The organism is Streptomyces sp. A3M-1-3 (assembly GCF_024213665.1).
Classification (GTDB): Bacteria; Actinomycetota; Actinomycetes; order Streptomycetales; family Streptomycetaceae; genus Streptomyces.
This window is the reverse complement of sequence record NZ_JANAVP010000026.1, coordinates 91,545-102,000: the sequence shown is the minus strand read 5'-3', so window position 1 is coordinate 102,000 and position 10,456 is coordinate 91,545. Positions and strand designations below refer to the sequence as shown.

The window sequence follows — 10,456 nt, the reverse complement described above, 5'->3', positions numbered from 1 at the left end:
AACTCTGTCTTCACACACTGACGTTGGACGCCCTCGTCTCATGCGCGCAACCCATCCCTTGGAATCGATCATCTAGTCCCAGCGGACCCTAGGCGTATCGCCCAGTGCTCCCGAGTTCTTTGCTGAATCCGCTGCTCCTGGCCGGGGAAGGCGGTATACGCAGCAGGCTCCCCGGGGAATCACGGGGGGCCTGCTTTTCGATTGGGGTTAGTTGGTCTTCTCGTCGTCCTGCTCGGGCTCGGAGGTCGTCCGACGACGGGCGGCGACGACCGCGCCCGTGCCTGCGGCGAGGAGGAGCCCGGCTCCGCCGAGGATCCACGGGTTAGCGTCGGTGCCCGTGTGGGCGAGTGAGCCTTCCGGAGTCTTCGGCGACGCGGTGTCCGTCGCGTCCGCAGAAGGGGCGAGAGAGGAATCGGCGTCCGGCGTGCCGGTGGCCGTGGGGGCAGGCTGCGACTCGCCGGAGGCGTCGTGGGTCGGCTGGTCTGTGGGCGTGGACGGGGTGCCGGTCGGCTGTTCCGTCGGCTTCTCCGTCGGCGTGGGTTTCGGGGTGGTGGCGGTCTTGGCGTTGGTGACGGTCACGGTGACCGGTGCGCCGGGGCCGGCGGTGAAGGTCTTCGAAGGCTTGTAGAGGTCATAGCCCTCGGGTGCCTTGACCTGCTTGACCCAGAACTCGGTCTTCCTGCTGGTCACCGGTAGTTCGCCGGTGGCGGTGCCCTTCGGTCCGGTGGTGAGGGTGAGCAGGGTCTCCTTGCCGCTGCCGATGTTCACGGTGGAGCCGGGGAGGAGCTTGCCGGTCTTGTCGTCCTTGGCCTTGAGGAGGACCTGGGCGGGCTTGAACGGGTCGACGATCGTCAGGCGGGCGGTGGCGCCCGGGGTGACGATGACGTCCTGGTCGGCGACGAGGTCGTGGAGCGGGCTGCCGGAGCCGGTCTCCTTCAGCCGGTAGACGCCCGGTGCGAGGTCGGGGAAGGTCAGCTTCCCCTGCGCGTCCGTCTTTCCGCGGCCGGCCTCATGGCCGGTGGCGTCCATGAGTAGGAACGAGGCGCCCGCCAGAAGGCCGCCGGCCGGGTCCTTCTTGATGATCGCGACACTGCCGGCGTCGGGTGCCGGGGTCTCGGTGAGAGCGGTGAAGGCGGAGTGCGTCGGCTCGGCCGACTGGGCACTCGCGGCCGGCGTCCAGGTGAGGGTGCCGGTCACCGCGGCGGCGACGGCGACGGCAGCGGGAAGACGGCGGGCGGGGCTGATACGCAAGAAGGAACTCCTGAAGGATGAAGGTGGTGGCGAAGGAGGGTGCAGAGCGAGTGGCCGGTGGTTCAGCGGGAGCGGCTCCCGCTAGGGGCGGATGGTCGGGGCAGGGCCTTCCGCGCGGTGCGGCCCGCAGTGCGAGACGGGGAGGACGTCTTCCAGGCGCCGGGGAACCACACCGACGTGTACTGCTCGATGGCAGCACAGAGCCCGTTGGTGTGGGCGCCTTCCCACGGCACCCAGTCGGGTCGGTCGCGGAACTCGTAGAACGTGCCGTATCCCGAGTGCGACGGGCCGCAGCCCTGGGTCGCATCGCGGTGCTCGAAGGTCCTGTGGTCCTCGAACCGCAATGCCACGGCGTCGAGTTCGCCGCCGTCCTGGTGGATGGTGGCGAGTCGCAGGCCGTCGTACTCGTCTGCCCGGATGGTGCGCGAGAATTCGATTCGCAGCCTCAGCGGGCCGCCGGGCATGGGTGTCGCGTAGTAGGAGTTGCCGACGACGACGGCATCGGCGAACGGGAGCTTCAGGTGATCCACGAAGAACTCGCGGGCGTACAGGGCCAATCAGGCGCCTCCGGGCGGACGGTCAGGCAGCGGGTGGTCAACGTCGAGGTCCGGGCAGCGCGGGGCGACTGGTGGTGCTCCAGCGCGGCACGCTGGAGGCGGGGAGCGCGGCCGGTCGGCGGGGGGCGGCCCGCTGGACGTCGAGCGGGGTCGGGGCCGGCGGGCGCGGCGGGAGGATGGGGGTGAGCTGGGCCATGCCTTCGATGTAGCTGTGGGTGTTCTGTCGCCATCGGGGCAGCGGAGCCGGGTCGGAGACGCACTCGGTGACGGCCTTGAGCAGGGCGACGGGGGTGTCGGTGCTGGCGGTGGCGTACCAGGCGGGGCGGTCGATCGAGGTGCCGGCCCACATCTGCCAGCGGGCGTCGCGGGTGGTCAGCTCGGCTTCCGGGTCAAGGTTTCCGGTGGTGAACTCCAGCCCGGCGAACCCGTCGGCTGACTGGACTGCGAACACCCCCCAGCGGGGGCGGTCGATCTGCCAGCCGCGGTTGATGAGGGGGACGACCGCGAGGAACGGGTCGCGGTCCTTGCTCCTGGGATCGGGCGCTGCGAGGTAGGTGTCAGGGCCCTGTTCGTACGCTTCGGCGAGGGCGGTGGTGAAGGCGCGGGCGAACTCCGTCGGGCAGGAGTCGTTGAAACAGACGCCCCAGGTCGGTGGGCCGAACGGGTCCTTGTAGGCGTTGATGCGCCAGAGGCCGTCGTCGTCGCCTTCGGGGAGGTAGCCGAGGCGGACCTTGTGGTCGGGCGCGTTCAGGTAGGCGTTGCCGAGGTCGTCGTTCTCCAATTCCCAGCCGAGGTCGCGGAGCGGGGCGAGGGCAGGATCGCCGATCGCGGTGGAGCCGGCGAGGTAGCGCGGGGAGACGTAGACGTCTCCATCGATGGTGCAAAGGTCGTCGTCAGGGGACATGTGTCTCCGGTGATCAGGAGGCGGAGGCGAGGCGGAAAGTGAGGCGGCCGAGGGCGGTGGAGGCGCGGGCTTCGGCGGTCGCGGCAGTGGGGCCGGTGGTGATGAGGTAGCCGATCCGGGCGGTGAACATGTCGCCGCCATCCGCGGGGACGACGAGCTGGTCGCCGGGACGGTGCTGGAAGTGGACCCGCTCCAGCCACGGCGGGCGGGGGCCGTCGAAGCGAAGGCTGGTGAGGGTGCCGGAGGTCTCGGGGTAGATCAGCTGGATCACGGCAGCCGAGGACCTGGTCGGGGCAAGGTCGGGCGCGCGGTCGCAGGCGATGTCGGCAGCTGCGCGCGGCAGGTCGATGCCGGTGGCGAGGTGCACCAGGTGGCCGATCATGTCCCCGGCGATGCGACCGTTGACCTCGATGAGCCGGGGCCGGCCGCCAACGAGGCGCATCTCGGCGTGGCTGACGCCGTCGGTGATCCCGAGCGCGCGGATCGCGGCCCTCGCGACGGGGGCGACGGTGTCGAGGAGCGGGTCGGCGGCGTCAACGGAGTGCGCCAGCTCCTCGAAGAACGGCGCGGGGCTGACGGTCTTGCGGGTCACCGCGACGACGATGGTCTCGCCCCAGTAGGTGACGCACTCGACCGAGACCTCGGGCCCGTCGAGGTACTCCTCGACCAGGACACTCGTGCTCTCCGTCCCCAGGCGGGCGGCTCGGTCGGCGAACTCGAAGGCAGCGGTGAGCTGTTCAGGAGTGTCGGCGCGGATCACGCCGATGCTGGCCGCGTGCGCGGCGGGCTTCAGGACGACCGGGTAGCCGATCCGCTCCGCTGCAGCGTGCGCCTCCTCGCGGGTGCGGACGCTCACCGACACGGCCGACGGGACACCGTGGCGGGCGAACAGGGCCCTTGCGGTGGCCTTGTTGCGGCACGCCTGCATCACCTCCGGGGCGGTGGTGGGCAGGCCGAGCTGGCGTGCGAGGCGTGCGACCGGGACGAGATACCACTCGGTCCAGGTGAACACCCCAGCCAGGTCGTAGCGGTCGGCCAGCGTACGGCCGGCGGCAGACAGCGCCGCCTGGTCGGTCGGGTCGGGCACGACCACGCAGTCCCGGATGTACGGCACCTCCCACGACGGCTCCTCACCGGTGATCAAGACGACGTCGTAGACGGCTGCCACGGACTCAAGGCAGTAGCCGCGATACGCCTCGGCTTCCATGTCGGCCGCGGCCACGACCAGGACGACAGGACGGTCGGACAAGAAGGTGCTCCTCGAAGAATCAAATGGTGGACGGGAAATTACGCTCGGGTTCACGGGCTGCGCCGGCGGCGGACCTCGATCGCGGAAGCCCACTCCGGGTGCTCGGCGAGCAACCGCCGTGCGTAGAGCGCCGTGTAGTTGTTGTTGAAGCCCTTCACCCCGTACGGGTGACGCCAGCGCAGGGCCTCGAACAGCGCCTTCATCCCGATCCTCTTCGCACCCGCAGCGAGGCGCTGGACGACGAGCTGCTCCAGAACCCGGTAAACCCACGGGTGTTGGGCGTCGAAGGCGTGGAACTGCTGGGTGATGGTCGGGCCGTCCCGGTGTGGGAGGGCGAGTCCGGGCAGTCCGTCCTGCGTGATGGTGGACATGAGCGTCGAGTGCTCCTCTCGCAACGGGGGTCAGGCAGACGGGAAAGGAAGGGCAGGCAGGGTGCGCAGCCGGGTGAAGGCGGTCGCGAGGCCGAGGGCCTGCAGGACGGCGGCGGCGGTAATGGCGTGCCCGAGCTGGGCGGGTGGCACGGCGGCGACGAGCAGTCCGGCTGCGGGGAAGGGCAACAGGAGCAGCAGGATCGTGACCGCGAGGGTGCTGCCGAAGACGTCGGGCGGGATCAGGTGGGAGCGCAGGGTGCGCAGGACGACGGTGAGGCCCCCTTCGCCGGCCATCAGGACAGCGATCAGCAACAAGTAGTCGCGGTAGGTGTCGGCCTGGGCGACGGCGAGGGTTGCGCCGGCGGCGACGGCGGCGGCTGTGGAGCCGACCGGCCACAGGCCCCAGCGGTCGATGGCACGACGGGCTGCGGTGATGGCGAGCAGGGAGGCGACTGCTGCGGCGGACCAGATGAGTCCGGCGTCGGCGCTGGAGTGCTCCAGCTCGTTGACCACGATCACTGGCATGGCCGCCTGGAGGAGGGCGACGGCCGTGTTGGAGACGACCAGGCCGCCGACCAGCCATGCGAGGGCCGGCAGCGAGCGCAGCGTCGCCCAGCCTGCCCGCAGCCCTCCCGGCGCCGACACGGCACCGATCGGGACGGTCCGGTCGCGGGGGCCGAGTGCGGCGGCGAGGAGGGAGAAGCCGGCGAGTGTGCCGAGCATGACGGCCGGGCCGCCGTGCTCCAGCAGCAGGCCGGAGACGAGGGGCCCGGCGAGCATCGCGCTCTGGTCGATCCCCAGCAGGACGGATTGCACCCGGTGCGCCCGCATTCCGGCCGTTCGGCTTGCCTCGCCGCCGGCGGTCTCGGCCGCGACGTAACTGAACTCCGTGAGGACGCCGGTCAACGCGGCGAGTGCCATCACCGTGACCGTCGCCGCCGTTGCCTCGGCGTCGAGGACCGTCAGCAGGAGCGCGGCGGCGACGACGACCAGGGCCCGGGCGGCGCACGCAGTACGAAAGACGCGGGCCGTGCCGTGGCGGTCGACGACGGTGCCGGCCACGGTGAACGCACCCAGGCGCGGCAGCCACTCCAGCGCGAAGGCGAGCCCGGTCAACGCCGCGGATCCGGTGGTGGCCAGGACAAGGAGGGGGATGCCGTAGGTGGTCATCGCGAACGCGGCACCGTCAGCGCTGCGGGGCAGGTAGACCCCGCGCAGCAGGGTCGGGGCAAGGTGGCGCGCCTGCCGGGGGGCGGTGCGCGCCGTCACGCGGCAGGCGCGGGCTCGGCGAGCTGGGCTGCCTGAGGGTTGGCGTGCATCCACTGGCTCAGCAGGTCGCGCGGCCGGGCAAGGTCCGCGACAGCTTGCACGTTCGGCAAGCGGTCGTCTGCCGGGCGGTGGGGACCATCTCCCGCGGTGAGGACGTGTGTCTCGGCCAGGAGGGCGAGGGTGCACTGGATGCGGCTGGTGAAGTCGGCAACCGGCGCCGGGTAGGCATGGCGCCTGGCCCACCGGGCGGTTGTGTCGTAGACGTCGGCCAGCTCCAAGCCGGACGTGGTCAGGCTCAGCCCGACGCCGGGACGGACACGGACAAGGCCGAGGGCGCGGGCCAGGTCGGTGGCCTGACGAAGGTGGTGCGGCGTGAGATCGGCGAGCGTGCGTGCCAGCCCCCGCGGCGGGATCGGTCCGTTGTCGTCGATCTCGGTGATCAGGCGTATCAAGGGGAGCGAGGACAGCATGGCGACGGTGTCCCGGAGTTCGGCCGTGGTGAAGGAGGCAGTCATCGACGCGGGCCTCCCGCCGGAACTGCGGCCTTCGGGCGGGCCGTCGCGGCGTGGGAGAACAGGTCGCGGTTCTGCCACGTCAGGGGCGAGGTCTGCCCCGCTCGGACCGGCGCTGGCGCTGCTGTTGGGGCCGGCAGCCGCGATTGGTTGCTGACCCACTTCTTCGGAGCGGGCGCGGCATCCGGGCGCCCCCAGACCGGGTGCCGGGCGGCCTGCGCGAGGGGGTGTCCAGCGGACCACGCGGACAGGGCCCCGAAGACGGGCGCCAGCCCGTCACCCGCGTCGGACAGGCGGTAGGGCTGCCCGATGCCGTCGGTGTCGACCAGGCCGTCGGCCACGAGCTGTCGCAGCGGCGGGTAGATGTTGGTCCAGTCGCTGCTGGGCATGACGATCCTGGCCAGTGCCCGGCCGCTGACCTCTTCGCGGGACTTCAGCACCCACAGGATGGCGGCGGCGTGCCGCCGGGTGAGGAGGGTGAGGCTGTCCTCGATCTGCTCGATCGCAGGCAGCGGCGGGTCCGCCTTCTCCAGATGCTGCTCGGCCCAGGTGACGATCAGCGGCAGGACCGGCAGCAGCGCTGCCCCGCGGTCGGTGTGGCCGTAGGTGACGTGACGCGAGGTGTGCTCGGTGCGCTGGACGAGCCCGGCATCGCACAGACTTCGCAGCTTGGGGTGAAGCTGGCCGCTCTGCAGCCAGGACACCTTGCCCGCGATCTCGCTGTACCGCAGCGGCGGGCCGGAAAGAGCCAGCATGATCCGCACGTTCCATCGCGGAGTGATCATGGCGAGGGCCTCGGTCACCCGGGCGATGTCAGCGTCGGAGTCGGGAGGCAAACCGGTGATGGCCAAGGGAGAAACTCCTGGGTGGGTGAAGGGGAGGGCCGCAGAGGTCAGCGGCTCCGAGCAGCGCTCGCGGCCGGCACGGGAAGGGCGGGCACGGCAGTTACGTCCGGCATGGGGGCCTGGGACGGCTGGGGCGCGGGAACGCGTCCGAGGCTCTGGAGAACGGCGGAGACCGTCTTGGCCTGGACGTCGCGGACGGCGACCGCTTCGGCGAGCCGGCGGGTGCAGTCGAGAACGTGCGACACCTCGTGTCCGCCGAGCTCCCGCTCGGGATGGACGAGCTGGGCGAGGCGGTCACTGTGGAAGGCGATGCTCCGCTCGGCGAGGGCAAGGTCGTCGTGCATGCCGAGCAGGGCGGAGAGCATGCCGGGCGGCTGGTCCTGGGCGTGGGATTCGAGGTCGGCCAGCGGTGCGGCGTACAGGTCCTCGATCCGTCCGGCTATCTCGGTAGACGTGAGGTCGGGCAATCGGGGGCCTTCACAGTCGGCGGGCCCGGGCCGCCCCGGCACGCTGCGGTGCCGGGGCGGCGACGGCCGGGGGCAGGGTGGTGGTGGCCTTGTGCTGAGCCAGCTGGACGGGCCAGGGTTGGCCGGGGGACGGCATGGTGCGCAGCAGGTCGTCGAGCGCGGCGCGGTAGCCGTCGTGGGCATCGAGCGCGGCATCCAGCCACTGCGCGTCCAACCGCAGGTCCTCCGCGGACAGTTCGCTCATGTCGCGGTCGGGCGCCATAGCGTCGTGCACGCGGTCGCGGACACGGGCGACCTGCTCCTCGGCCAGGGCGAGGAAGGAGCGCAGTTCCAGGGCGCGAGTGATCGCGGGAGAGGCATCGGCCCTGGTCGCCGTCTCGTACAGCTCGGGGACGGGGGCGCCGAAGACCTCCTGCAAGCAGCCGTCGACGGTGCTGGGCTTGAGCCAGACGCTCATCGCTGCGCTGCCCTCCCCGTTCGCAGTGCCGTTGCCGGTGCGGTCGCGGGTCGGCTCGGAGCGCTGGTCTGCACGGCCGGGCCCGTACGGGCGCCGCGGTTGAGACGGGCGAGCCGTTCGGCAGCGAGATCCTTCTTCCCCGGAGCGTCCGGGTCGAGAAGCCACCGCACGACCAGAGCCCGCCCGTCCCGTGCGGCGACGGCCGCGTTGACGCGGTGGGCGAGACCCATCGTCGGGTCGTCCACCTCGCTGGGCTGTGTTTCCAGCGCGGCGAGGAGGGCGTCCTCCGCGCAATCGAGTACCGCCTGGGACTCGGTCAGAAGGCCGTGCCACTTGACGGCGTCGGTGGCATCAGGGTTAGCAGTCGGCGCCACGGAGACCGCGGCCTTCAACAGGTCCATGCCCATCCCGAAGTGCGCTTCGATCTGTTCGGTGAGCACGCCCACGACATCCTCTGTGCCGTCGACTATTTCGTCGGACAAGGAGAACTCCTCTCCGAAAGGGGCACAGCGGCCCGGTGGTTCACAGGACGGGATTCGGCGAACGAGCGATTAACTCGGCTACACCACAGGCGGGTTGTCGCCGAATGCCTGTCAGTCGAGGCACATTCGGACGTCGCGGTAGACGTAGGTGCCGGACACCCACCCCTTTACGCCGGTGGTCTTGTCGGTGATGTAGAGCCAGTTCCCGCTCTTCTTGGAGACGGTGAACTTGTGGCTCTGGTAGAGCACTCCCAGCGCGGTGGACTTCGTGGTGGCCTTGGACCGGATGGTCACGGCCTTCGTGTGGACCTCGTACGGGAGCGGCGGGAGAGACGAGCAGCTGCTCGCGTGGGCGGCCGTTGCCGCGGTGGCGACGGGTGCCGCACTCGCGGTGGTGGCGGACAGCACCGGCAGAGCAAGTGCTCCGAGCATCGCAGCGGATATGGCAATTCGGGTTGAGCGCATGCGGAAGAAACCTCCGTGCAGGCATAGGGATTGCGTGGAAAGGCGCCGCGGGTTTGTCCCGGCGGCTGTATAAGAGTCCGGAGAATCGCCGGTTTGGCCAACCGGCGATCGTCGGCTATGTTTCGCCGCGCCAATCGGCCTTACTGTTCAGCGCGATCGGCCAGGCGGGCGCGGAACAGATGCCTTTGGCGGGAGAGTCGGGCGGGTCGGCGACGCGGTCGGCCGCACTGCCGGGAGGGGGCCGACCGTGCCTGTGAGCCGGTCGTCGCACCACTGGAGGGCCTCTTCGACCGTGGCGAAGCCACCCTCACGCAGGGTGTGGGTCCACGCCTCGGTGTCGACCTCATCGACCACGACGCGGAACGGAGAGGGGGCTCGCTCATCCAAGGCACGCAGCGCCACGACGGTGACCATGTCGTCCGGGTCGTCTCGGGTGTAGGAGTAGCCCATCGCGTAGTGGTCGCCGTCGCCCACGAGACGTCGCTCCAGCGCCCGCGTCGCCTCATCCGCGGGCGGTGGACCCAGCTCGGGGTTGAGGCCGATGACGTCGGGAGGACAGCCGCGGTGGATCAGCCAGGACTGCGCCATCGCTGGCAGTGGCAGCGGAGCCTGCTCGAAGTCGAACGTCCTCTTCTCTTGGTCCCGTTGCAGGTGGACGGCGACGTACTGCGGCATGCCGGGGTGGCCGTAGGTGGCGGTGCGGTCGAACAGGACGTAATAGCTGTGCACGCCGCTGGCGGTGTGGTACTCGGCGAGCGGGACGAGCATGTCCTCGCGCACCGCGACCTGACGGTAGAAAGCGAGGTAGATCTGCTCGTCGGAGTCGAATTCGTCCAGTTCGAAGTCGACTTCGGGCATGCGCCCCTGGGCGGGGGACGATGCGGTGGAGGGCAACAGGGGCCTTTCGGTGGGGGTCAGCGCCGGTGTGCTGGGGTGGACGGCCATGCCCCGGGCCGGGGCGCCGTCTTCGGCACCTCGGTCGCCTTCGGGCGGCGGGCAGCGACCAGTGCGACGCGGCCGACTTCGGTCAGGACGACCGGCTGGCCGGCATGGACGGGGTGGCCGGTGTCCCGGGAGACGAGACCGGCAGCTTCGAGCCGCTGCAGCTCTGCGTGGGGGATGCGGGTGCCGGAGGCGGTGGTCACCGACATCCGGCCGGTCAGGAGATGCTCGTAGAGCCTGGCGCCGCCGGCGATGGCAAGCAGCGCCGCCTGGTCGGCAGCTGAGAGCGGTTCTCGCCCGGCAGCCGGTGCCGTGCGGGCGGCGGACTCGATCGGCTCCAGGGCTGCGAGCACCCGTTGTGCGGCGGCGTCGCGTACGTCAGCGGCTTCCTCCAGCTGGTCCACGGTGCGGTCGATCCGTTCGAAGAGAGCGCCGTCGACGGGGAACTCGCCGCTGGCCAGGCGGTGGAGGAGGGTGCGGTAGAAGGTCACGCCGGTCTCGGCCTGGGCCAGCTCGCGGTGCCGGTCGACCAGCCGGACGTGCGGCTCGTCGAGGACGCCGCGGTCGCGGTGGACCCACAGGGTCTCGACGTCGTGGCCGGTGGCGGCCTCGATGCGGTGGTCGAGCGGGGAAACCGCGCGCCGGGCTGCTGCCGGCACGGGGTCAGGGGGCATAGGCGCGTGCT

General features: G+C 70.8%; 14 protein-coding genes. All 14 read right to left on the bottom strand.

Annotated elements, in window-relative coordinates; translation table 11 throughout:
• Window positions 1-207 precede the first annotated feature (207 nt).
• On the bottom strand, window positions 208-1,251 hold the full coding sequence (locus NLX86_RS26025; RefSeq protein WP_254374223.1) for a collagen binding domain-containing protein: 1,044 nt from the start codon (window positions 1,249-1,251) through the stop codon (window positions 208-210).
• A gap of 62 nt (window positions 1,252-1,313) precedes the next feature.
• Window positions 1,314-1,808 carry a hypothetical protein gene (locus NLX86_RS26020; protein ID WP_254374222.1) on the bottom strand — a complete coding sequence of 165 codons (495 nt, stop codon included), beginning with the start codon at window positions 1,806-1,808 and terminating at the stop codon, window positions 1,314-1,316.
• 37 nt (window positions 1,809-1,845) lie between these two features.
• Window positions 1,846-2,712: a DUF317 domain-containing protein gene (locus NLX86_RS26015; RefSeq protein ID WP_254374221.1), complete on the bottom strand. Its 867-nt coding sequence runs from the start codon at window positions 2,710-2,712 to the stop codon at window positions 1,846-1,848.
• 13 nt (window positions 2,713-2,725) lie between these two features.
• Entirely contained in the window at window positions 2,726-3,919 is a 1,194-nt protein-coding gene (locus tag NLX86_RS26010) for an ATP-grasp domain-containing protein (protein ID WP_254374227.1), read from the bottom strand.
• A 92-nt stretch (window positions 3,920-4,011) separates the two neighbouring features.
• Window positions 4,012-4,332, bottom strand: a complete 321-nt coding sequence (locus NLX86_RS26005) for a hypothetical protein (protein WP_254374220.1) — start codon at window positions 4,330-4,332, stop codon at window positions 4,012-4,014.
• A 30-nt stretch (window positions 4,333-4,362) separates the two neighbouring features.
• Complete coding sequence (locus NLX86_RS26000) at window positions 4,363-5,601, bottom strand: MFS transporter (protein WP_254374219.1); 1,239 nt, start codon at window positions 5,599-5,601, stop codon at window positions 4,363-4,365.
• A complete protein-coding gene (locus NLX86_RS25995; protein WP_254374218.1) occupies window positions 5,598-6,116 on the bottom strand; it encodes a hypothetical protein in 519 nt (172 codons plus the stop codon). The genes NLX86_RS26000 and NLX86_RS25995 overlap by 4 nt, the downstream gene beginning before the upstream one ends.
• A complete protein-coding gene (locus NLX86_RS25990; protein WP_254374217.1) occupies window positions 6,113-6,964 on the bottom strand; it encodes a winged helix-turn-helix transcriptional regulator in 852 nt (283 codons plus the stop codon). The genes NLX86_RS25995 and NLX86_RS25990 overlap by 4 nt, the downstream gene beginning before the upstream one ends.
• Window positions 6,965-7,005: 41 nt before the next feature.
• Window positions 7,006-7,425: a hypothetical protein gene (locus NLX86_RS25985; protein WP_254374216.1), complete on the bottom strand. Its 420-nt coding sequence runs from the start codon at window positions 7,423-7,425 to the stop codon at window positions 7,006-7,008.
• 10 nt (window positions 7,426-7,435) lie between these two features.
• Window positions 7,436-7,882 (bottom strand): hypothetical protein, encoded by a 447-nt coding sequence (locus NLX86_RS25980; protein ID WP_254374215.1) that lies wholly within the window; start codon window positions 7,880-7,882, stop codon window positions 7,436-7,438.
• Complete coding sequence (locus NLX86_RS25975; protein WP_254374214.1) at window positions 7,879-8,364, bottom strand: hypothetical protein; 486 nt, start codon at window positions 8,362-8,364, stop codon at window positions 7,879-7,881. The genes NLX86_RS25980 and NLX86_RS25975 overlap by 4 nt, the downstream gene beginning before the upstream one ends.
• 111 nt (window positions 8,365-8,475) lie before the next feature.
• Window positions 8,476-8,796: an SH3 domain-containing protein gene (locus tag NLX86_RS25970; protein ID WP_254374213.1), complete on the bottom strand. Its 321-nt coding sequence runs from the start codon at window positions 8,794-8,796 to the stop codon at window positions 8,476-8,478.
• Window positions 8,797-8,976: 180 nt separating this feature from the next.
• Window positions 8,977-9,687, bottom strand: coding sequence for a hypothetical protein (locus tag NLX86_RS25965; RefSeq protein ID WP_254374212.1), 711 nt, complete (start codon window positions 9,685-9,687; stop codon window positions 8,977-8,979).
• Between the two features lie 56 nt (window positions 9,688-9,743).
• Window positions 9,744-10,445, bottom strand: coding sequence for a hypothetical protein (locus tag NLX86_RS25960; protein WP_254374211.1), 702 nt, complete (start codon window positions 10,443-10,445; stop codon window positions 9,744-9,746).
• Window positions 10,446-10,456: the final 11 nt, after the last annotated feature.